General features: G+C 43.7%; 19 protein-coding genes. 8 read left to right on the forward strand and 11 right to left on the reverse strand.

What is annotated here, in order from left to right; translation table 11 throughout:
* Positions 1 to 110: 110 nt before the first annotated feature.
* Genes FHS68_RS14090 through FHS68_RS14115 form a run of 6 tightly spaced genes read right to left on the reverse strand, consistent with a single transcriptional unit; the run spans position 111 to position 5,714 of the window.
* A complete protein-coding gene (locus tag FHS68_RS14090; protein ID WP_167271186.1) occupies positions 111 to 854 on the reverse strand; it encodes a glycosyltransferase family 2 protein in 744 nt (247 codons plus the stop codon).
* On the reverse strand, positions 851 to 1,417 hold the full coding sequence (locus FHS68_RS14095; protein WP_167271188.1) for a WcaF family extracellular polysaccharide biosynthesis acetyltransferase: 567 nt from the start codon (positions 1,415 to 1,417) through the stop codon (positions 851 to 853). Before FHS68_RS14095 ends, FHS68_RS14090 begins: the two co-directional genes overlap by 4 nt.
* A complete protein-coding gene (locus tag FHS68_RS14100; protein WP_167271190.1) occupies positions 1,374 to 2,300 on the reverse strand; it encodes a glycosyltransferase family 2 protein in 927 nt (308 codons plus the stop codon). The genes FHS68_RS14095 and FHS68_RS14100 overlap by 44 nt, the downstream gene beginning before the upstream one ends.
* A gap of 48 nt (positions 2,301 to 2,348) precedes the next feature.
* On the reverse strand, positions 2,349 to 3,506 hold the full coding sequence (locus FHS68_RS14105; protein WP_167271192.1) for a glycosyltransferase: 1,158 nt from the start codon (positions 3,504 to 3,506) through the stop codon (positions 2,349 to 2,351).
* Positions 3,507 to 3,558: 52 nt separating this feature from the next.
* A complete protein-coding gene (locus FHS68_RS14110; protein ID WP_167271194.1) occupies positions 3,559 to 4,704 on the reverse strand; it encodes a glycosyltransferase family 4 protein in 1,146 nt (381 codons plus the stop codon).
* On the reverse strand, positions 4,704 to 5,714 hold the full coding sequence (locus FHS68_RS14115; protein ID WP_167271196.1) for a hypothetical protein: 1,011 nt from the start codon (positions 5,712 to 5,714) through the stop codon (positions 4,704 to 4,706). The genes FHS68_RS14110 and FHS68_RS14115 overlap by 1 nt, the downstream gene beginning before the upstream one ends.
* Positions 5,715 to 5,909: 195 nt before the next feature.
* Between FHS68_RS14115 and FHS68_RS14120 the strand changes: the two genes are divergently transcribed.
* Positions 5,910 to 6,788 carry an alpha/beta fold hydrolase gene (locus FHS68_RS14120; protein WP_167271198.1) on the forward strand — a complete coding sequence of 293 codons (879 nt, stop codon included), beginning with the start codon at positions 5,910 to 5,912 and terminating at the stop codon, positions 6,786 to 6,788.
* A gap of 54 nt (positions 6,789 to 6,842) precedes the next feature.
* Here FHS68_RS14120 and FHS68_RS14125 read toward each other — a convergent pair whose 3' ends face one another.
* The 4 genes from FHS68_RS14125 to FHS68_RS14140 are packed head-to-tail and all read right to left on the reverse strand — an operon-like array spanning position 6,843 to position 9,484.
* Positions 6,843 to 7,211 carry a VOC family protein gene (locus FHS68_RS14125; RefSeq protein WP_167271200.1) on the reverse strand — a complete coding sequence of 123 codons (369 nt, stop codon included), beginning with the start codon at positions 7,209 to 7,211 and terminating at the stop codon, positions 6,843 to 6,845.
* A 36-nt stretch (positions 7,212 to 7,247) separates the two neighbouring features.
* Positions 7,248 to 7,877 carry a nucleotidyl transferase AbiEii/AbiGii toxin family protein gene (locus FHS68_RS14130; protein ID WP_167271202.1) on the reverse strand — a complete coding sequence of 210 codons (630 nt, stop codon included), beginning with the start codon at positions 7,875 to 7,877 and terminating at the stop codon, positions 7,248 to 7,250.
* Positions 7,832 to 8,140 (reverse strand): DUF6922 domain-containing protein, encoded by a 309-nt coding sequence (locus FHS68_RS14135; RefSeq protein ID WP_167271204.1) that lies wholly within the window; start codon positions 8,138 to 8,140, stop codon positions 7,832 to 7,834. Before FHS68_RS14135 ends, FHS68_RS14130 begins: the two co-directional genes overlap by 46 nt.
* 3 nt (positions 8,141 to 8,143) lie before the next feature.
* Positions 8,144 to 9,484, reverse strand: coding sequence for an amidohydrolase family protein (locus FHS68_RS14140; protein ID WP_229211906.1), 1,341 nt, complete (start codon positions 9,482 to 9,484; stop codon positions 8,144 to 8,146).
* A gap of 252 nt (positions 9,485 to 9,736) precedes the next feature.
* On the opposite strand from FHS68_RS14140, the gene FHS68_RS14145 reads away from it, so the two are divergent.
* From FHS68_RS14145 to FHS68_RS14175, 7 genes are all read left to right on the forward strand, one after another.
* Positions 9,737 to 13,225: a PAS domain-containing hybrid sensor histidine kinase/response regulator gene (locus FHS68_RS14145; RefSeq protein ID WP_167271208.1), complete on the forward strand. Its 3,489-nt coding sequence runs from the start codon at positions 9,737 to 9,739 to the stop codon at positions 13,223 to 13,225.
* 5 nt (positions 13,226 to 13,230) lie between these two features.
* Positions 13,231 to 15,057, forward strand: coding sequence for a tetratricopeptide repeat-containing sensor histidine kinase (locus FHS68_RS14150; protein ID WP_167271210.1), 1,827 nt, complete (start codon positions 13,231 to 13,233; stop codon positions 15,055 to 15,057).
* A 29-nt stretch (positions 15,058 to 15,086) separates the two neighbouring features.
* Positions 15,087 to 15,479: a response regulator gene (locus FHS68_RS14155; protein WP_167271212.1), complete on the forward strand. Its 393-nt coding sequence runs from the start codon at positions 15,087 to 15,089 to the stop codon at positions 15,477 to 15,479.
* A gap of 131 nt (positions 15,480 to 15,610) precedes the next feature.
* Complete coding sequence (locus tag FHS68_RS14160) at positions 15,611 to 16,873, forward strand: NAD(P)/FAD-dependent oxidoreductase (protein WP_167271214.1); 1,263 nt, start codon at positions 15,611 to 15,613, stop codon at positions 16,871 to 16,873.
* A 56-nt stretch (positions 16,874 to 16,929) separates the two neighbouring features.
* Positions 16,930 to 17,832 carry a magnesium transporter CorA family protein gene (locus FHS68_RS14165; RefSeq protein WP_167271216.1) on the forward strand — a complete coding sequence of 301 codons (903 nt, stop codon included), beginning with the start codon at positions 16,930 to 16,932 and terminating at the stop codon, positions 17,830 to 17,832.
* Positions 17,833 to 17,873: 41 nt separating this feature from the next.
* On the forward strand, positions 17,874 to 19,346 hold the full coding sequence (locus FHS68_RS14170; protein ID WP_167271218.1) for a fibronectin type III domain-containing protein: 1,473 nt from the start codon (positions 17,874 to 17,876) through the stop codon (positions 19,344 to 19,346).
* A 21-nt stretch (positions 19,347 to 19,367) separates the two neighbouring features.
* Positions 19,368 to 20,495, forward strand: a complete 1,128-nt coding sequence (locus tag FHS68_RS14175) for a glycoside hydrolase family 18 protein (protein ID WP_167271220.1) — start codon at positions 19,368 to 19,370, stop codon at positions 20,493 to 20,495.
* Here FHS68_RS14175 and FHS68_RS14180 read toward each other — a convergent pair.
* Positions 20,476 to 23,877 carry a DEAD/DEAH box helicase gene (locus FHS68_RS14180; RefSeq protein WP_167271222.1) on the reverse strand — a complete coding sequence of 1,134 codons (3,402 nt, stop codon included), beginning with the start codon at positions 23,875 to 23,877 and terminating at the stop codon, positions 20,476 to 20,478. The genes FHS68_RS14175 and FHS68_RS14180 overlap by 20 nt on opposite strands.
* Positions 23,878 to 23,901: the final 24 nt, after the last annotated feature.

Here is a 23,901-nt window from a genome sequence, read left to right on the forward strand (position 1 = left end):
GAAAAATCTAATTCAAATGACGCAAATAAATTCAATATAAAAAATATGCAATTGGCTGATAATCAAAATATTTATTATGCAGCACAGCAACGCTTTTCACTTTTGTCATTCTAAAAAAACTGAAAAATCTTTCTTAAAGGTTTCAGCCAAAGTGTGTAAAACCTAGGATTTAAATCATTGGCTTTCCAGGCTTTCAAATCATTTCGGTTCGCTGCAATCCTGTTTTTCACGGTGCTGTTACTGACCCCTCCGATCCTCATTTTTACCAGTACCTTAGGAATGTATGCAATGCTGATTTCCCCTTTATGTACAAATCTAAGCATCAATTCGTAATCTGCCGCACTTCCAAGATCCAGACGAAAATTCCCTTTGGTCTTATAAATGTCCTTTCTGACAAAGAAGGTCGGATGCGGAGGCATCCATCCATTGATAAAGGCACCTTTCTTGTAACTGCCGGAAATCCATTTACGCTTAACTATCTGCTCATTTACTGCATCCACATATTCCAGATCGCCATATACTCCCTGAAAATTGCCAAAATTTATTGTTTCAGCAACTTCGCTGATTACCGTCTGATATGCATAAAAATCATCAGAATTCAGGATCCCTATAATATCACCTGTTGCTAATTGTATGCCCTTGTTCATGGCATCGTAAATCCCAGCATCCGGCTCACTCACAAATACGGCGATTTTCTCACCGTAAGATTCAATAATTTCCTTTGTACCGTCCCTGGAACCCCCGTCGATAATGATGTACTCTATATCAGAATAATCCTGTTTCAAAACCGATTCAATGGACTGACGGATCGTTTTGGCACCATTATATACAACAGTGAGTATGCTAACTTTCAATGGCTTATCTCTCTCGTTTTAACGTATTTTGCAGGATTACCCTGGTATATGCAATAAGTGTCCAGGTTGCCGGTTGCCACCGAATTCACAGTCAGCACGGCATGGGAACCCGCATGAACGCCCGGACAAACCACCGCCCCGGCCCCAATCCATACCCCACTTTCCAGCACAATCGGTTTCACTTTTAAATCAAATGAACTCTTAGTATAATCGTGATTGCCCGTTAGCAGCATGCAGCCTTGTGAAAGACATACGTTTGATTCGATTGTCACCATAATGAGGTTATCGATCCACACATTTTCGCCTATCCAGCTATTTTCACCGATTTTAAGAAACCAGGGATATTTAATGTTGACTTTCGGCTTTATCACCACCCCGGGACCCAATTGGGCACCAAACATTTTTAACAACCAAACTTTGAAGCCCGAGGGGTAGGGTAGATATGTGTTTATGAACAATCTGTTCGCAAAATACCATAGCAGCTGTTTGGCAAAACTTCCCGGTTGGTACCAGTCGTTGTTATACCCGGACAGATTGGTTTGGGTTCTTAAGGTCTTTTCCATATTCTGTCCTGAAATGCGATATGATATCTTCTTTGCTTCTTCCTGCCCGGAAGTAAACTTCGTAGATCTTGGCATCGACCAAAAAGCGGTACCAAAACCCTTGTAAAATATGCCAGATCAGCCCTTTTGATCCATCCAAAAAACCTCCTTTGAAAATATAGCGATAACCGAAATAGATAAACGGCCTCGTAAAAAGCGGCAGGCTGGCATATTTGACTTTTAGAAAACGTGTACGCTGCTCCTGGCTACCCCTGAAACTCGGCTGTACGGTTTCTTTACTATCAAAATTATATTTAATATTCAATAAGTCAATTACCTCCCTTATTGCATAATTGTTATGCTTTTGGGTCCACCAGGTAAGATTATTCAGGTTGTGATCGACAATATCGTTTTGCAGCTGCAATGTATTCCCGCTGCTCAGTTTGATATGCTCGTCCATCCAAAGCTCCTCGCAGGTACCAATGCCATTTCTCCAGATCCTCAACAACCATATCGGATAGTAGCCGCCGCGCCGGATCCATTTATCCATGAACAGTACGCGCCGTTTTACATAGAGTCCGGATACATCGTGCGGAATTTGCTGCATGGAAGCATTCAACTCAACTGCAAGTTCAGGCGTAAGATATTCGTCCGCGTCCATCCGCATCAACCAGGTGGTTTTAAACGGATTGTTTTGAATGCCGAAATTGAATTGAAAAGAATAGGAAACCCAGGGATTCTGGATCACTGCGGCGCCAAGGTCGCGGACTATTGAAACAGTGTCGTCAGTAGAAAATGAATCGACAATAAAGATCTTGTCGGTGATCTGATGCAAGCTTTTAATACAACGCTCAATGTGCTTGGATTCATTGTTTGTCAAAATGATGACAGATAAATCAATCATACCCAGTGTGAAACAGTTGAAAGTTGCGTGTAGCGGTTATCTCAGTATTCAAAGATAACTACTTTTCTTAATTTTCTTGTACTCTTCCAATAAGTGATTGGCCACCACTTTGATGTCAAAGTTTTCTGTAACCATGCGGTAGGCACGATTACGGAGTTCTTCGGCGTAAGATTTATCTTGTAATATTTTAAGAATTCCTGCCGCAACCCCTTCGCTGCTGAGGGGTGTAAAGTAGGACGATTCATATCTGCGGATATAGTCACCAAATCCGACCCTATCTGAGACTACCGTTGGAATTTTGCAGGTCATGGCTTCCAGGACCGCAATAGAAAAGCCTTCAGAGTAGGAGGGTAAGACAAATAAGTCCGCATCCGCCAATGCTTCCTTTTTTAGCGTATCCGTAAGCATTCCGACCAGTTTTATCCGGTCATCCAGGTTATTTCTTTGAATGAAATCTTCGGTTTCAGCCTGATATCCGTCATTTGGCCCTGCCAGGATGAGAATTGCGGTGGGAAGTTGTTCCTGAATTTGCTTAAAAGCCGGAAGTAACAAATCAAGCCCCTTTTTAATGTTCAGCCTTCCCATAAAAAGGATCATTTGCTGGTCAGAAGTAATCTGATTTTTAGCTCGGAAAGTCCCTTTCGCCGGTAAACTTTCATAATCAGATAATTTCATCCCATTGGGCACAATCACCATATTCTTGGGACGGTAACCCAAATAGCGGATTACATCTTCTTCTTCGTCCGTATTATTGATCTGGATCAGGTCTGCTTTTCCGAGCAATCGTTTCTGGTAAAGTAATGTGACCAGCTGCTTTTTCCACTTGCTATGCGCAATAGCCCATTTATCGAGCAAGCCGTGGATCGTGATTACCTTGACCGCATTGTTAGGTATTAAGAATGGCGCGAGACTTCCAAAATGCCAGATTCCATGCATATGTATCACATCGTATTCATGAATGTGTTTTTTGAGAAATTGATACATCTCGGTTGAAAACTCACGATAATAATTGCTGAGCGGGGAAGTGCGGGCACATTCAATTAATCGTGCTCCGTCTGGAACCATGTACATTTTTTCTCCGGGAGTCATTGGACTCAGGATGTCCACCTGATGTCCCTGCGCCAACACTTCTGTTGTATGATCGTAGATGATCCTTGCCGGACCGCCGATAGCCCATGTATATGCACAAATATTCAGAATTCGCATGCTTGGATTTGGTAAAAATGGAGTAGCAACTGGTTGAGCATCCTGGTGCCCTTTAAAGCATTTTATAACTTTCAATCATTTTGGATGCAACCTTGGCCGATGAAAATGGCGCAATTAGTTTTAGGGATTCAGAACCCATCGCTGCTATTTTTTCTGGATTTTCAACGAAGTGTTGCATGGCATTTTCAAGTTCTTTTTGATTTTTCGGATCAAAAATAAAGCCGTTCCGCTCATTTTTCACCAGATCGTCCACACATCCGCACTTTTGAGAAACAATCACAGGCATTCCGCATATCATTGCTTCATTTACTACCAATCCCCAGGGTTCCGATTTGCTCGGTAAAATGAGCACATCACTTTTGGCCAACCATTCAGGTATTTGGTACCAGGGGAAGCCTCCTGCAAATATTACTCTGCCTTTTAGTCCTAGGTCTGCCCCAAGTTTTTCCAATTCCAAACGCGCCGGACCGTTGCCAACCAGCAGCAAGTTCCAACCAGGGTCAGTGACTGAATTTTTTAACATACCTTTAAATGCCCTGATCATCAATTCAAGGTTTTTTTCAGGGGCAAGTCGACCAACATAGATAAATTGCCTGGCAATGTTTTCGGGAGCTTCGATGACTTCTTTTGCCATTTCAAAACGGCTCCTAATCGTTTCTTCATCCACAACAGCAGCATTCCGAACCAGAATGCGGGAAGGATTAATGCCCAGTTTTTCAATATAATTGGCGGAGCTTTTGCCAAAACAAAAAAAACCATTCGCCGGACTGATCATGCACTTTTTCACAAATTCCCGAAATCCCGAGCGCTCGTGGTCGCCAGGAGAGGACTCAGAAGATATAACCACTTTCACGCCCTTTGCCTTTGCGTAGAACAACAGTGCAATCTGCGCCATATCGAAGTAGCCTGTGATGTTGAGAACGGTCGGATTGTAACTTTTAAATATTTTGAAAAGAGCGGTTAACCGATCTTTCAAACTCACCGAATCCAGGCTGCGCTCAAATAAAACCTGGTATGGATAGTCATACCGGACTGTTTCATCATTTTGCATAGCGCTGCGGCTGGCCTCATACAGGGCGATTTGCGCTACCAAAAACTCGCTATCTGGCTCTGTTTCCTTCAAAACGCGGTTCATTTCGCTGAAAAGCCTCGACTTATAATGCGCCCATAATTGGTTGTGAACAACGAGAACACGCATTATCGCTTGATTTTTAGATAGTCCTGAAACAAGGGATACACATTATTGGCAAAAAATATTTGTCCTTTATCATTATAATGTACCACGTCATTTTTTCGATAGAGGGCTTTTGAAATGCCCAGGCCAAATTCATTGATTAACCTTATATTCTTCTCTTTGGCAAACAGAATGATCTCATCTCCCTGGTCATTAAAATGGCCCAGATCTATTTCAGAAATTTCAGGATGGAGGTAAATGAACAATGGAATGTTTGCCGCCTTTGCCATTTCGTAAAGTTGCTCGTACCCGGGATTAAAGCCGACGCCCGGTTTGCGGATACCTGCATCATTTAACTTTTCCTCTTTTGCAACCTCTTTCTTTACCGAGTCTGCAACAGAAATCTTTGGTCCTTCTTCTGCTGGCGGGGCCGACGGGGGGAAGAAAAAGTTCTCATAGAAATAAAAGAACATCCATCGGTACCGGTCCCACAATTCGTATAGCGCAACCTTATATTGTTTATCGGGCCAGTTGGGATCGATGCCGACCGGACTGTACGGCGACATGATATCATGTGCATCGTGGCTGCTCGTGACCAGGCACATGAGTTTTGCTTTGAAAAGGCCATATTTTTTAAGATAAGCAGCCATATTATCTGGTCCCCACGATCCTGCAGAGACATTCAGTACCCTCACGCGTTTGTTGAAATCTTTCAAAAAGCGCTTTTCCAGGATCGTTGACGCAACATTTTCCTGGTCTGTCAGGCTTCCCCCGTTCACAACTGAATCTCCGATCAACAGGATTACAAGGCTATCGGTCGGTAAAACCTCTTCATTTCGCATGGAAAATCGATTGGTCTGGAGGACAGACCCAAAGCGTTTTACATTCTGATTGGGCGCGTAGATATACTCAAAATCGGGGTCGGAAACATAAAGAGGGGAGTTGCAAAATCCAAAAGCAACTCTTAGAATAACTTCTGCTATTGCGGCAAGAATGACAAGAAATAGTAAAAACCAGTATAAGTACTTTAACATTAAAGGAAGTTGTGTACGTCGAATGTGGATGCAAATTTAGGATTACTTTCCAATAACTGCATTGCGTGGCGCGGTTTGCGCACCGATTGCTTACATACTTACCCGGTTTAGGCCCGAAATCAAAACATAGCCCTGCTGGAATGATAGTTGCGGATTACAGGAAAATTGCAAATCTTTTCTTAAAATCAGAATGTTATGAAATTCATTGAATCAAAAACGGGGATTACTGAGGAGCCGGTTAAGTTATTTGTTCACGAAGTAGGTGAGGGAAAGCCGGTTATTTTCATTTCTGGATGGCCGCTGAGCCATGAAATGTGGGAGTACCAGTTTAATGTGCTTCCGAAACATGGCATACGTTGTATCAGTTACGACAGACGTGGATTTGGTAAGTCCGATAAACCATGGAATGGTTACGACTATGATACCCTGGCAGCAGACTTAAAAGCCGTTATCGAAGAACTGGACTTGACGGACGTAACGCTGGTTGGCTTTTCAATGGGCGGGGGCGAAGTAGTAAGATATCTGAGCACTTATGGCAGCGACCGCGTGTCTAAGGCAGTCCTGATCAGTACTGTGGTGCCTTACATGCTTCAAACAGACGATAATCCGGAAGGAGTTCCGCAGAGTATCTTCGATAAATTCGTAAAGGATGCGGAGGAAGACCGACCTAAATTTCTGGCAGGTTTTGCAAAAGACTTTTATGGTAACAGCTTGCTTAACAATGCGGTGAGTGACGAAATATTGCAGTGGCATAGCATACTTTCATTGCAGGCTTCGGGGCGTGCAACGACCCAATGCATCCGGAGTTTTAGCGCCACCGATTTTAGAAATGAAGTTTCTCTATTGGATGTTCCGGTGCTTATCATTCATGGTGAATCGGATAAAACGGTGCCGATTGCGGCAAGCAGCGACAGAACGTCCGACATGCTTCCTGGTGCAGAGTACATTATATACGAGGGAGCGCCGCACGGATTGTTCATCACGCATAAAGAAAGGCTGAACGAGAATCTGGTGCAATTTATCAATCAGGAGGTTGTGACGATCAGTAATCCCTATACCGATATTGCGAGCTAATATCGATCGGAGAGACGACAAAAGCGGCTGGAAATTTTGATTCCAGCTGCTTTTTTATGCCATCATTTCAATAAACTCAATGCGGTTACCAAATGGGTCGCGGAATGAAAACCGGTTTCTGTCGGGGATCTTACTTTCATTGCTGACTGAAAAACCATTTTGTTCGAGAACGGAGCGGGCGGCTTCCAGGTTATGCACTTCAAATGCCGGATGGCGCTGTGACAAATCATGGACTTTCTCGGCCCGGATATGTAGCTGGATATCTCCCATTTGAAACCAGATCGCCCCATTTGGAAGCGGATAACCCATATCGGTCAGCTCTGGGAGACCCAAGACCCCACTATAAAAATCCCGGGCTTCGTTTTCTTTGCCCTCGGGAATGCAAAGCATAATGTGGTCTAATCTCTTAAATTCAATTTTCATCTTGTGATAGGGAGTGAATATTTTGGTTGGGGATTTTTATCCAATGGCATCCTTGGTGTAGTTCTTAACTTGTTCAGAAATTTTCAATTTAATCTGATCCCAGGAAGTATTTTGTAAGTCCTCAGGATTGGGTTGTTGGTCTGCATCTTCAAAATAGACCAGAGAACGAAGCACCTGGCTTGGATCGCTATCAGGATATTTGAGATTATAAAAGGAAATCATCTCTTCGACCGAGTACATTTCCAGTAATTTATGGATATCCCAAAAGTCTTTTTTTGCACCTCTTCCCGCAACAGCGCCAAGTTTCATAGCAGCAACGTCCGGTAGGGACATTAACCTTATACCCTCTATTGTTTCAACTGGCTTTAGAACAGCGTAGCTGTGGCGCATCATATCCGTTTTTACGCCATCGATATTAAGAAGCAATGTTTGTTTTCGCGCAGACAGTTCAAGACTCTTAGGGAATTTGTCTCGAATTGTCTCTCTTAAATCCTGTAAATCAAATGATTCGCTGGTAAACAGATCAAGGTCAATCGAGATGCGATGTCCGAATCGCAAAGATAAATTAGTGCCGCCAACCAGAGCAAAGCCGGACATTTCAGGAAGATTTAACAATCCCCTTAGTATTTCCAGGGTAGGTTTGGTGACTGTCTGCGTGTGTAACATGTAAAATCGTTTTGATCCAGTTCAAAAACAACACATAGGAAATTCAGTACGTCCTTTTTGAGATAAGCTGACCCGATGATCTTTTGTTTGAAAAGATCCGTCCCGTAAAACCGGACTGTCTCAATGAAATCCGTCCAGCTACCATAATTGGCCACTTTTTCCATCACAAATAAGTCATTTTTTCTAAAATCTATTTTGCTGAAATCCACATCCCAAAAGGCGATCTGCGAGATATCAGGACAATCTTTTACTAAATTTCCCATAAATCATTTTGCCAAAGGTCCTTTACTTACTTCAATGCCATCTTTCCAGACTGCTTCAATGCTTCTTGTATTCTTAATGTCCTTTTCAGGGTTTGAACCCAAAATAATGAGATCGGCTTTTTTCCCTTTTTCCAATGTACCATAATCACGGTCAACTTTCAAAGCTTTTGCAGCATTTTGCGTACTGACTGATATGGCCTGTATTGGTGTAAGACCTGCCTGGACCATTAATTCCATTTCCAGATGTTCGGTGAATCCTTGGGTTCGGATTGGAAAAGCGCCAGAATCTGTACCGAGTGCAACAGTAATACCTGCGTCAAAGATCTTTTTTAGATTCAACATTCCTATTTTGTGGGCAGCAAGGTTACGTTCGTAATCTGGCGAATTGCGGATTTTTTCCGCATAGCCTTTTTCCGTGATCATTTCGTATACGCCCGGTTCCAAAGATGCTTTGAAAAACACATCATTGATCCAATCCACGTTGCCTGCATACACAAACTGATATTCGTCCAGGGAAAGTGTAGGAATATAAATAACATCTTTTTGCTTCATTTTGCTAAGCAAATCGGCATCCACTTCTTTGTCGCGAATGCTGTGCGCAATGATGTCGAGTCCGGCTTCGACAAGCGTACGCGCATCTTCCATATAAAACAAATGCGCTGCCACACGGATATTTCGCCGATGTGCCTCCCGGATAATGGCGTTGTATATCTCAGGCTTCATCTTCTGCGCGCCGCCGTGATCGTCCACCCACATTTTCACGACATCGGGTTTTACGGCAGCAAGTTGTTCCATCAGGACCGGCACATCCTCGGGCGTCGCAGGTCTCAGTAACAAGTTCATCCACGAACCCGGTTTTGGGTCGGGCACATTGAATCCATACCCGGCCGAGAATAGTCGCGCACCCGGCAACAGCCCGGCGACAGTTGAATCCCGGAAGCCATTAAAAATAAGAGGGCGGTCGGTACCCATGGCTAGCACAGAGCCGACGCCATAATCCTGGTATTTTTTCAGCTGACGCAAAATGTTCTCCCGGGTATAGTACTCGGCTGAGGCCGCGTTTCCTTTCAGAGTGCCCACATGTGCGTGTGCGCAAATCAGCGAAGGCATAACCGTTTTTCCTTTCATGTCAACTTCTCTTACGCCATTGGCTTTGATCTCCTTGTCAATAGCGCTGATCAACCCATTTTCGATCAGGATATCCATATTTTGCTTCGAAGGACCTCCTGTTCCATCAATCAATGTTGCATGTTTCAAGATCACACGCGTCGGCGTTTGGGAAAACGATTGTGTTATCCCCAGGAATAGGATGTTAACGGTCAAACAGAATACAAGGCTTTTCATAAGCATGCTATGATGGATAAAAAGTAAGTTAAATAATCCATCCATTTAATTTTGAAATCATGATTAAATATTCAAAAACACCATATAAACTGTCGAGTCGTCAACGTCTCGCAAGTAGTATTTGTTCAAGATTTTCCGGGTAACTATTGTAGTTAAACGTTTACAAACAGCTTTATAAATAGTCAAAAAGACCTATATTGTGAGGTTATAAAACCCTTCTTCCGACGTCTCACGACAAGGATACCTTAAATCATGACTAATCTTAAAAAGACACTATATAAATTACTCAGGAAGGATGAAAGCGTTTTTGATTTTATCCTGGATTCGGCAACAGATGGATTACTTTTTTGGGAGCATGCCAGTCCGCAGCATTATTGGGCCGACAGCAAGCTGTTAAGCACATTGAAAGGAACAGACGGCCAAGATGAATCAGGTTTAGATTTGTTAATTCAAAACGAACAATTCGAAATTTATCGACTACAGGCCGGTGCCCATTTTCAGCTCGAAACCATCGAGTCCAGAGGCCAGGTGAGGATTGGTGATGACGTCAATTCTACCATCCGCCTGATCATACATTCCATTGCTGTATTTGATCACGAAAGTAAGAAACTGCTGATTATTTCCGGTTTCCGAAGAGATTGTCAGGTCGCCCAAATTCCCGCTGCATTAACAAATACCAAACTCTATTCGACTTTTTTAAGCAGTAAGTCGCTTTATGTGGTGGGGATCAATTCTGAAGGAAATTACATTTACGTCAATGACTATTATTGTGAGTTTTATGGATTGACCAGGGGGGATATTGTTGGTAAGTCGTCCCTGATCGGTGTTGTTCCAGAAGACGTAGAAAAATGTGTTAATACAGGAAACCTTTGTTTTACCAATCCTGGTACCCCCAACAGAGTAATTCTCAGGAAGCAATCCTTGAATGACGGGATTAAGACAACCTTATGGGAATTTACAGGTATTGCCAATGATGGATTGGTATCCGAGCTTTTTTGCATTGGCTACGATATTACCGAGCACGTGAAAATAGAGGAAGATCTTTCCGTATTGGTTTCGAATATGCAGGATGTCCTGTTCACCATTTCACGTGAAGGGACTTTCAAATACGTTTCTCCAAGCTGGACCACAATGTACGGTTATACCGTCAAGGAAACGGTAGGGCGGTCTTTTACCCAATTCATTCATCCGGACGACTTCCAGATCTGTTACGAGGCACTAAAAATCACAGCTGAAACCGGAGAGCCTGTCCCGGGAGGAATTGAGCACCGCATCAGACACAAAAATGGCGATTGGTCGTGGAGCAATACCAATGCAAATGTGGATCCAGGCAGCAAGGAAATCATTTTAACGAGCCATAATATCACTGAACTCCGCAATTCCAGGGAGCGCCTGAAAGAACTTGCGATAGTCGCGTCCAATACCACAGACTACATCATTATTACCGATAACAAGGGAAATATCACCTGGGTCAACAAGGCTTATGAACAGCAAACGGGCTATAAGCGAAAAGATATAACAGGGCTCAATCCGGCAAATTTGCTGAAAGGACCTGAAACTGACGAGGAAACCGTGGACCGGATATACCGAGGGTGCGTCCAGGAGCAGATCGTGCAGGAGGAGATCCAATGTTATACCAGGTTGGGAGAAAAATATTGGGTAGACATTAAGATCACGCCTGTATTCAGCGATATCGGTATCTGCACCCATTTCATAGCGGTAGGAAGGGATATCACAGCCCGGAAAAGAGCGGAGGAAGAGATTCTTGCCTCAGAAGCCAAATTCAGAGGGCTCTATGATTCTACAAGTGACGCTGTGATCCTGTTCAATAAGGACAAATTCCTGGACTGCAACCAGGCTGCTTTGAATATGTACGGATTGGATAGCGTGGAAACATTGCTTTCAATGCCTATGGTAGATTTATCAGGACATGAGGAGTCTGATTTCGATGAAATGATCGAGTCTTACAGAAATAATATCAGGCTTCTTTACAAAAATGGCAGTCACAGTCTCGAATGGATTTTCAAACGTTTTGGTGCAAATGAGGGTCCATTTTTTGGCGAAGTGCTACTGACGCTAATCAATATTAGGGACGAGCAGATTATCCAGGCGGTGGTAAGGGACATTACCATTCGTAAAAAAGCAGAAGCAGAGTTGCTCGAAGCACGGGAACATGCCGAAGCAGCGAACAAGCTGAAATCAGAGTTTCTGGCAAATATGAGCCACGAAATTCGCACACCTTTGAATGGTGTTGTCGGATTTACAGACCTTCTGATGAAAACGAACCTGGACGAAACGCAGCAACAATATATGTCGATGGTGTTCCAGTCGGCCAACTCGCTGCTCGACATCATTAACGACATTCTTGACTTTTCAAAGATTGAAGCGGGCAAGCTGGAACTTACATATGAAAAAACAGATCTCCTGGAAGTATGTGGTCAGGTAGCTGATATGGTTACCTATCAAGCCCAGCAGAAGCATTTGGAAATGCTATTGAATATTCCCGCCGACATTCCGCATTTCGTCTGGGCAGATTCCGTCAGGCTTCGCCAAATATTGGTCAACCTCCTGAGCAATGCGGTAAAATTTACTAAAACCGGAGAAATTGAGCTCAAAATAGAGCTTTTCATGAAAATAAGCGAAAACGATTACAGTTTCAGATTTTCCGTGCGCGACACAGGTATTGGTATTGATGCCCAGAATCAACGCAGGATTTTTGAAGCTTTCGCGCAAGGGGATTCGTCAACCACCAAAAGATTTGGGGGAACAGGGCTTGGCCTTACAATTTCAAATAGCTTGCTGGGGTTGATGAATAGTGAGCTGCAGTTGATCAGTTCGCCTGACGAGGGCAGCACTTTCTTCTTCGATGTCAGTTTCAGGCTGGTGGAAGGGAAGGATCAGTTTGAGTGGGAAAATGCTTTCAATATCCAAAAAATCCTGATCGTTGACGATAGTGAAAACAATGGTCACATTCTGGAAGATATGCTCCATAACAAGGATATTGCATCCGATTTTGTTACCAGCGGAGAGGAAGCGTTGAGGCTGCTGTCGTCCGAAGCAAAATATGACGTGGTGCTGATGGATTGCCAAATGCCGGGATGGGACGGGATTGAGACGATCAGAAGGATTAGAATGCTCGATGATCGTAATTTCAAAATGCCGTCGATCATTTTATTGAATGACTCTTTTGAAGAAGATATGCTCAATGCTGTGCGCGATGAGCTGGATATCCAGCATTTTCTCATCAAACCAGTCAAGATTCAGCAACTGTTTTTTACCTTATCTAATCTGGGTCATAAAAATCATAGGCCCAAAATACCTGCAGGAGAGTTTATTGGAAAAAGTACGCGCTACGGTTCGCGGCTGATTACTGTATTGATTGCGGAAGACCACAAAATCAACATGCTTCTGGCCAAATCAATGTTGGGAAGGATATTGCCAAATGTTAGTATGATCGAAGCCTACACTGGAAAGCAGGCTATTGAAGAATTTCAGAGAACAAAACCGGATATTGTTCTGATGGATATCCAAATGCCGGAAATGAACGGATATGAAGCCACAAAAGGGATCAGAGCTTTGGAAATTGAGGGACATGTACCGATTATTGCGCTCACGGCCGGAACGGTTGTCGGTGAAAGGGAAAAGTGTCTCGAAGCAGGAATGGACGATTACCTGACCAAGCCGGTTTTGGAGAATACGCTTGAAAAAGCGATCCAACAGTGGCTGTTTAATGTGGATTGACCATAATGCAAAATTCCCTGAATTCCATTCTTCTTGCTCTATCTTTTGTATACCTGTACACTCTTATCAGCTGCAAGCCGGAAGAAGCCCAGGCTGTTTCCCAGGGGAAATATGCACCGGCAAGGCTTTCTGTTTTATATAGCAAAGCAGAAGAATATATAGCGTCCTGGCCAGATTCGCTTCTCATTGTCGCCGAGCAAATTAAAAGAGAAGGCCTCAGGGCAAATAATAAGCAGGCAATTGTACGCGGCGAGCGCTATCTGGCACAAGCCAAATGGCGATTGGGAAGCCACAAAGAGGCGATGAAGCTGGCAATCAAGGCGCTTTCTGACGCCGAAAAATGGAAAACGGTCTCCGAGATCCCTGACATTTATACCATCATTGGCAATCTTCATAAAGAAAAGGCCAATTATGATATGGCATTCGCATCAGCAGATAAGGGAATGAGAGCAGCGCAAATGAACCAAGACACCATGGCGATAATTGGTCTTATCCGCCTCAAAGCCATGTTCACACAAGGGTTAGGGTCCCAGAAAAAAGACACCGCAATGATCCACCGATCGCTGGACATGCATTTGGAAGGATTGAAAATCGCCGAATCATCCCCCCGTTTCGAACGGCAGCTGACAGGTTACTACAACAACATTGCACAGGTTTATGTGAAAAGAGACGAGCCTGAGAAAGCGCTGTTTTATGTAAAAAAAGCGATCATCCTGGCTAACAAGTACCGCCAACGATTGTCCCTTACTTACAGTTATACCTGGCTTTCACAGGTCTATTTTAAAAATAATGATATTGAAAACGGCACCCGATATCTGCAAGAGGCGCTTAGAATTTGCCACGAATTGAAAAATCCTTTCCGGGAGATGGAAATTAGCCGCTACCTGTACCAGGCATTGGAACCTACTGGGGATTACAAACATGCACTGGAAGCTTATACCCGCTTTATCCAGATCAGGGATTCATTGAGGGTTTTAGAAAATGTCCGCCAGATCGGCGAATTGGAAATTCAGTATGAAGCTGAAAAGAAGGATCAGCAGATCAGCGCATTAGCCGCTGTGAATGAGGTCAAATCGCGTGAAATCATCTGGGCACTTGTGGGTGTTGGCGTCTTTGTTATTTTGTCCGTGTTCATGCTTTTTCAATACCGCATCATTACCCATAGCAACCGGATCCTGGAAGTCAACAATCAGAAGATCAATGAGCAATCGGAAAAGCTGAAAGTGTTGATGAAGGAATTGCACCACCGCGTAAAAAACAATCTTCAGACAGTCTCCAATCTGCTTAGTTTACAATCAAGCCGGCTCGTGGATGAAGATGCAAAACAAAGTATGAAGACAGGCCAGCAGCGCATTGAAGCGATGTCATTGGTCCATAAAAGTCTGTACAGTCATGATAACGTCAACATGGTCGACATGAACGAATATGTGACGAACCTGGTGGAGAGTATCATGCAAAGTTTTGGCATTTATGAGGATAAGCTCATACCCCACATAAACATTGAAGTGAAAATGCTGGACATTGACATCGCAATGCCAATCGGGCTGATTGTAAATGAATGGATTACCAATTCCTTTAAACATGCCTACAAAAATGTGGAAGATCCGAAATTATCAGTAATATTGGTAGAGAAGGACAAATTATACCTCGAAATTGTAGACAACGGGCCTGGAATTGACCTGCAAAAGTGGGAAAAGCCCGGGAATTCATTTGGAATAAAACTGGTAAAAGTGCTGGCCCGTCAACTGGATGCGAATTGTAGGGTTACGGTAGACAATGGAACCAGGCTCTTAATGCAGATTCCATTGCCGAAGCACAATGCAGCAACCTGAACGTATGCACATCCACGGCAGCGTATTTTATGAAAGAAAAGAAAGCAGTTATACTCATTGTAGAAGATGAGGGCATTCAGGCAATGGGGCTTGAAGAAACACTGGAACAGGCAGGTTATTCTGTGGCTGGCGTTTCCGATAACGGTTTAGATGTTCTTGAATTCGTCAGGACAGGGGATATTGACCTGATTGTGATGGATATACATATCAAGGGAGACCTGGACGGCATACAAACGGCCCGGAAAGTTCAGGAAATAAAACCAAATATGCCCATAATCTACCTCACCGCCTATGTCGACCCGGAAACTACCCGTCGCGCTGAGGATACTTCACCAGCGGCCTATATTACCAAGCCTTACCGGCAAGTTACTTTGCTCAGCTGTGTAGCAAATGCCCTCCAACGCCCCGAAATCGAAGGTTAACCGTTCACGACCTGCCCACCATTGGGATGAGTTTGCCGCCGGTATCGCGCGAGCAGCAAAATCTTGGTATGGCGTCGGGCATAATTATAATAGCGCGTGAAAAGTTGTTCTCAGTTAAAAATCATTGAAATATGGATTCCAAAAAAGTGGTAATTGTTGGTGGCGGCTTTGCAGGGATAAATCTGGCACAAAAGCTGTCCAGAGATAAGCGGTTTGAGATTACATTGGTCGATAAAAACAATTACAACTTCTTTTCGCCTTTATTATATCAGGTAGCAACCGGCTTTTTGGAGGCTTCAAATATTAGTTACCCGTTCAGAAAATTTTTTCAGAATAAAAGTAATCTCAGGTTCAGCCTGGGTGCATTTGAAGAAGTTTTCCCTCAGGAAAAGAAGATCAGAACAGATAGCGGAGCATTCTATTATGATTACCTGGTTTTTGCCACAGGTACTGAAAGCAATTATTTCGGAATGGAGAATGTGAAGAAAAATTCGGTTCCCATGAAAACCCTGCAGGATGCGCTGGCATTGCGGAACCACATACTCTGGAATAAAGAAAAGGCTACTAAAATGCTGAATTCAAGTGACAGAAGAAAGATTCTATCCATTGTCGTGGCTGGCGCAGGTCCAACCGGTGTAGAAATTTCGGGAATGCTGGCAGAGATGCACAAGAATATTTTCAAAAAAGATTATCCCGAGCTTAAACGCGAGGAAGTGCAGATCTATCTGGTAGACGCCCTGCCGGTGGTCCTAAACCCCATGAGCAAAAAAGCACAAGAAGAAACGCTGCAAGAATTAGAGGGGCTTGGAATTAATGTATTGCTGGATCATGAAGTGAGTGACTACGACAACGGGATCGTGAGCTTTAAAAATGGGAAAACCATCGAAACCGGGACATTGATCTGGACTTCCGGTGTGACCGCTACCGATTTGCCAGGTATTCCAAAAGAGGTGCTCGGCAAAGGTAAACGGGTATTGGTTGACGCTTACAACAGAGTGACTGGCTATGACGATATTTTCGCGCTGGGGGATATCTGCCTGATGAAAGCCGACGAAAAATTCCCGGAAGGCCATCCACAGGTCGCCCAGGTAGCGATTCAGCAGGGTAAAAATCTGGCTCAAAACTTTGAGAAGCTTATCGAGAATAAAACATTGGAAGCTTTCCATTACAAGGACAAGGGTACCATGGCGATCATCGGTATCAATAAGGCCGTTGCCGATTTGCCAGGCTTTCATTTTAAGGGTTTTATAGCCTACTTCCTTTGGCTGGTCGTCCATCTGTTTTCGTTGATCCGTTACCGCAATCAGGTCAAAACCTTTTACAATTGGATGGCCGCATTTGTTACGAGAGATCAGTCATTGCGATTTATTCTCGATGCGAAACCTGACAAATAGGGCCAATTTCTGTTATATTTAAATTTAACAGCGTTAGTTACCCTTTAAATTAAGCTATGATCCAAACCATTACCGACAAATCCAAGTACGCTTACGAGTGGCTTGATATTCTGGATCCGGACGAGGAAGAGTTAAAAAGCATTGCCGAAAAGTATTCTCTCCATCCATCTTCCATCAAAGACTGGTTGCAATCTGACCACCTTCCCAAATATGAAAATGTCGGCAATTATGTGCTGATCATTTTCAGGATACATTGCGAAAAGTTAGCCGAAGAAGCCGACACCATACAGGAGCTTACCGATAAAGTCGTTATTTTCCTGAGCGATGAAAGGATCATTACCCTGCATAAAAAAGAATGGAAGGCACCGGCAAAGATCAGGGACAATCAGATTGAAAAGCATGATTGTAAGAATACCCTTGATGTGGTGAATGAGATTGTCAAAAATTGTCTGTCTACTTACGAAGGTCCCTCGGCAAAGCTCACCGAGGATATTGAATACTATGAGCAGAATATGTTCTTGAAAAATCGTAAACCGGCTTTGCTCAAAGGTCTTTATTATCTGAGACGGCAAACGGAGGTGACGCGCAGGATCATTATGTTGTCACATGAGATCATCGATAAGATCGACAGTCCCGAACATACCAATACCCACACCCGGGATACGAGGGATTTGTATGTAAAACTTCACAATATTTACGATACGCTTTTTGAGAATATGAATCAGCTGGTTATGATTTATTTCTCAATTTCCTCGCAACGAACCAATGAAATTGTCCGCGTCTTAACACTGTTCTCTGTATTTTTCATGCCGTTAACATTCATAGTCGGGGTTTATGGGATGAATTTCGACTATATGCCTGAATTGCGGATGAAGCTTGGCTATCCAGGTGTAATGATCTTGATGGGCTTGATCACCGCTGGCATTTATGCTTGGTTTAGAAAAAAAGACTGGTTGTAAAGAACAAAGCGCATGATTAGCACACCTTGCTTTTATTTAAAATGATTACGAAACGATTACTGTATTTTACGCTATCACTTGCATTCTTAATTGCCGGAAATATTCTGTCACATGCCTCCGCCGCAGCAAATTTAGTAATACCAAAACCACCTGTCAATCTCACTGCGGTCGCCGTTTCACAAGTACAGATCACATTGACCTGGCAGGATGCCTCGCTGGATGAAACCGGCTTTGAACTGGAAAGGTCCATTGATAATAAGACTTTTGTGAAAGTCATTGATCTGCCTGTCAATACAGCCACTTATGCGAATATTGGACTGACGGCCTCGACTCCATACTGGTATCGCATCCGCTCGAAAAATGCCTCAGGTTTTTCTGCCTATTCCAACATTGCGCCCGCGGTCACCAAAGCCCCTGTTATTACCATTCCAAAAGCCCCGACGAATCTCGTTGCGGCAGTGATTTCCGGAACGCAGATCAACCTTACCTGGGTGGATAATGCGGTTGATGAAACTGGCTTTGAGCTGGAAAGGTCATTGGATGGGGTCACTTTTACCAAATTGACGGACCTGGCATTAAATACAATATCTTACCAAAACACAGGTCTGATTCCCGCAACCCGCTATTTGTATCGCGTCCTGGCTAAAAATGCAGCCGGGAAATCGGCTTATTCCAATGTCGTGAATGCGACTACTCGTCAAGTCGTGCCAGCTGCACCCGAGCAACTTACAGCCTCTGCCATTTCTGTCAGCCAAATTAATCTTACGTGGTTAGATAAATCAGCTAATGAAACGGGCTTTCAATTGGAGCGGTCGATAAACGGTACCGCATTTACAAAAATCGCAGACATTGCCGCGAGTGTAGTGACGTACCAAAACACCGGCCTTTCGCCAGCAACCCAATATTTCTATCGCATCAGGGCCGTCAATGCTGTTGGCGTTTCCGCATATAGCAATGTAGCATCGGCTAAAACTTTAAATATTCCCGTACCCAATATGCCGCTCGATCTCACGGCTGTTCCAATTGAGCCCGAGCTCATTCAGTTGCGCTGGGCGCCATTGACTGGCAATGCTACCGAGGTCATCATTGAACGTGCTAAAAATTCGGACGAAACTTTTGTGCAGATCGGCAAGCAAGCCGCTGCTATTCTTCAATTCGAGGACAAGGGAAAATTAGAAACCGCTGATTACTATTACCGCATTAAGGCCTCAAATGCAGGCGGAACTTCGCCATATAGCCTCATTTCAATTGTCAGAGCTTCATCTATCATCACTGCCGTGGAACCGGGCCGGGATGGTAACCTTATTTTTGCTCTTGAAAAGAAATTAGTAACCGAATTGAAAAATTCGCCGAATGCGCATCTTTCTATTTATGATGTACGAGGTATTCTCCATAAGTCAATAGCAATAAACACTTCCAGCCGGACAGATCTCAACACATTGCCGTCGGGTATTTACATTGTTTTAATCCAAACCGACCGGGAAGTAATAACACGCAGGATCTTGCTTTATTAACCAAGACCTAAATCCTGAACCATGAAACATTTATCCCAACTTCTGCTCTTTACCGTTGCCCTTCTTCTTCTCAATCCGGACTTTGTTTTCTCGCAAAAAAAGAAAAAATATATCGTCAACGCCTATGTAGGAGGTTTTCGGGGTTTGGTAATGACAGAGGATATTGATGTCGCAAAACTCACACATATCAATTACGCATTTGTGGATGTGAAGGATAGCATGGCGGTGCTGACCAATCTGGCGACGGATTCGACCAATTTCAGAAAGCTCAATGCATTAAAGCTTATCAACCCTGATCTGAAAATTGTGATATCCATTGGCGGCTGGGCATGGAGCGAGAATTTTTCGGATGCCGTATTGACCGAATCGTCCAGATTGAAATTCGCCAAATCCAGCGTTGACATTATCCGGCAATACAACCTGGATGGCGTGGACATCGACTGGGAATATCCGGGAATGCGGGGTGAAGAAGGAAACATTTTCCGTCCGGAAGACAAGCAGAACTTTACATTAATGTTCAAAGTGATCCGGGACGAACTCAATGTGCTGGAAAAGGAAAAAGGAGGAAAATATCTGCTGACAACCGCGGTGGGAGGTTCCAAATCATTCATCGAAAATACCGAAATGGGCCTCGCGCAGCAATACCTCGACTACGTTCTGATCATGACTTACGATTACGGCGGCAGAAATGGTACAGTCGGGCATCACACCAATTTATACGATTACGGCGATTCGGAAGAAGGCTCTTCCGCAGATCGGTCCGTTAAAAATTTTATTGCCGCAGGCGTACCAGCAAACAAAATCGGTCTCGGTGCAGCATTTTACGGAAAAGGTTGGGAAGCAGCGTCCAGTACCAATAACGGATTAGGTGAGAAGCGCGTAAAAGCAGTGCAGGGTGGGGGGTATACCAAGCTGAAAGACACAATGATCGACCAAAACGGGTATAAGAAATACTACGATAAAAAGGCCCACGCACCTTATCTATTCAACGATTCCACCAAAGTCCTGATTACTTACGAAGACGAGGACACGGTTAAGGAGAAATGTAAATATGTCAAAAAGAACAACTTAGCCGGTATCTTCTTCTGGGAATATTTCAGCGATCCGAAAAAATACCTGCTGACGGAGATCAGTAAGAATTTGGATTAAAAACCAGCGCCAGCAAGTCTTTTTTGGTGAGACTTTTCAAAACCGAGGTATCCGTTTTCACAAGATCATTGGCAAGGTCCTTTTTGGATTCCTGCAATTCCATGATCTTTTCCTCAATGGTGCCCGGACAAATAAGCCGGACAGCGATCACATTTTTCTTTTGTCCAATGCGGTAACTACGATCAATGGCCTGGTTTTCAACCGCCGGGTTCCACCACGGATCGATCAGATAAACATAATCAGCCTCGGTGAGGTTAAGTCCTGTACCACCTGCTTTGAGGCTGATCAGAAATACTCTCACGTCCGGATTTGTCTGGAAATTTTCCACTTTGGAAGCCCTGTCCTTCGTTTGCCCGGTCAGATATTCAAAGCCAATACCGCGTTTTTCCAATTCCGGCCGGATCAGGTCCAGCATGGTAACAAATTGCGAGAACACCAGAATCTTATGCTGCGGCGATTTGGTCTCGATCTGCTCCATCAATGTGTCGATTTTGGACGAAGCATTCCCGTAATATGCGTCGTCGTTCAATAGCGCCGGGGAATTGCAGATTTGGCGAAGTTTGGTCAATCCCTGCAAAACGTGCAGGGTTTGCCTTTGAATGTCAACTTCATTTTTGGTATTGAGGAAAGTGTAAAATTCCAATTCGTATGCATTGTAAACCTTCCGCTGTTCATCGCCCATTTCGCAATAAATGACCATTTCCGTTTTGTCGGGAAGCTCGGTCGCTACCTGTTTTTTTGTCCGGCGGAGAATGAATGGATTAATTCTTTTTTGCAATTCCCTGGCCTTGTCGTTCTCCTTGAACCGGTCAATCGGTGTCGAGAAATGGTGTTTGAATTGAAATTTACTCCCTAATAACCCCGGACAGGCAAACGAAAGCTGGCCATATAAATCGAAAGTATTGTTTTCGACCGGCGTTCCTGTCAATACCAGCTTATTTCTGGATTGAAGAAGTTTTGCCGCTTTATAACGTTGAGATTCAGGATTTTTGATCGCCTGGGATTCGTCGAGGATAATGTAATTGAAGTTGTATTTTTTCAAAAACTGAACATCCAGAAGCAATGTACCATAGGAGGTCAGAATGATCTCATACTGGTCAAAACTAACGGTTTCCTTGATCCGGTCTGAGCCATAAATGGTCAGGATTTTCATGTCCGGCGCAAATTTCTCAACCTCCGCCTGCCAATTGAAAATCAGGGAAGTTGGAACAATAATCAGGTTTGTATTTCTAACCGGTTTTTCTCTTTGGGTAAGTAAAAATGCAATGACCTGAATGGTTTTTCCAAGCCCCATATCGTCAGCGAGACAACCTCCGAACTCAAATTCGTCCAGGAAATTGAGCCAATTCAATCCCTGTTTCTGATAATCCCGCAGCGTCGCGTTCAATGCAGGAGGTTCGGCAATAGATGGGATTGTATCGAAGGATTCAAAACGCGATTTATAAAATTCGATCTGCTCCCTCACATCGGCTGCCAGCAGCTCTTCCTCGTACAATTCACTTACCGAAGCAAAGCTTATTTTAGGTGTACGAATCGTTTCCTCGACGATCTCACCAACCTCGAAAAACTTAGCGAACTTTTCAATCCATTGTTCGGGCAAAATCCCCAATGTACCATCCCCGAGCTCGACGTACTTGTTGCGATTTTTCACTGCCTTATGCAAATGTTTCAGCGTCACTTTCTGTTTGCCGAACTTTACATTGGCCGTGGTGTTGAACCAGTTAATGCCACTAATTACACTTACAGATACCGTGGCCTTATGTACGTTCAGGCGATTTTTTGCAAGATTGTTAAATCCAAGAATGGCAACTCCCTGGTCTCGCCATTCCTCAAATGCATTGGGAAACCAATCCTCATTCAGAAACTGGGCCCTGTGCAGGTAAAAGAAATTTTTACCCAATTGATTCTCAAAATCCGGATGCTGGCGTAATACCGTGCTGGCAAAGCGGTTTTCAAGGTCCTGATCCCGCTCTACCGTAAAGGGAAATCCATGATTATCAACCGAATATATTTCCTTTCTGGAAAATAGTGCTACCTCAACATTCCCATATTTGATCACCGGCGTGATCAGCACATAATTGCCAAACTCTTCCAGGTAAATGATTTTTTGGACCTCATTATTAAATCCCTGCTCTTCTTTTTGCTCCTCAGTGGCTGGTTTCAGATAGGAATAAATGATACCGATTTTATCCTCAATTCTAGAAAGGACACTCTGCCGGAAATCTTCAAATTTGGTCTCATGAATGATGATCTTCTGGTTATGCTGCCTGAAAAACTGAATTGTATTCAGAACATCTTCGCTATCAATCAGATAGAGTGAATTTTGGTACAAAACAAAATAGTCATAGCGCAGCTGCACTTTTTCCAAATCCAGATAAATGCCATCGAGGATTAAATGGCCGGATATATGGTAGAATTTATCCTTCTGGTCAATGCTAAGCTGCATGTCCGTGGCCGAATGTGCCAGGCGAACGGGAATCAGCGAAGCCGCGCTGAAATTCTCGGAAGCGGCATTATCGTGATAATAAAATTCCAGATTAAGCGGATTTTTTAAAATGGATTTCAGCCCCGCAATGTCTGTCTCCGGCTTCCTTTTCCTGAAATTGTTTTGAAATGCAGAAACGGCCGTGTGAAATTTAATGACCGTGGTATCCTCAGTTGCCCAAACTTGTTCCAGCGGATTGGACGGCGCCAATGGATTTTTTAGCTTTCCGTTTGTCGTGACGGATGCTTCATAAAGCTCAATGTAGAAATGTTCGTAATATTTATTCAGCCCGAATACCGCGATGGTTTTAAGATTTTCCGGAACATTACCTGCGCCCGGAAGCTGCAATACTGGCTTTGACACAAGCTGATCGGCCAATTGGGTTGTCCAGGCAGCATTAACCGGTATCATTTCTTTTAACTTCGGCTTGATCAACAATTCCTTATTAACCAATTCCAATTTGAAGTAATGATCGGGATCGGGATCATTTTCAAGTCCGTAATCCACGGCTACCTGTCTTATTTTTTCAAACCTGAGTTTCTGATCAAAAAATGCGCGCAGGTCCTTGTGTTTCATCAGGTTATACAAAACCTGGATCTGATGTTCGCAAAGTTTCCGCTTGGGCGTACTGCACGAGCAATACAAATTGACGTCACTTTCATTCTGTTTGATGACTACTTTGAAACTTTCCGTTGCGCTTCCGGGAATTTTAAATGCGCTGTAATTCACGTCTATTTCATACGGTTGAATGTCAAAAAAACCCCTGCGGTCTGTTGACGGAAGTTCGGCGCTGTTTTGCAGAATGTGCGCCGTAGATAAAGCTGAGATGTTAAAATCCGGAAAAGTGAAGTTGTGCAAACTTGGATTTGCGGTCGCGGCAGGCTCATTCTTTCTCATACGGCAAATTAATTAACTGCGCCC

Origin of the sequence: Dyadobacter arcticus, assembly GCF_011762185.1 — a bacterium.
In the GTDB taxonomy this organism is placed as follows: Bacteria; Bacteroidota; Bacteroidia; order Cytophagales; family Spirosomataceae; genus Dyadobacter; species Dyadobacter arcticus.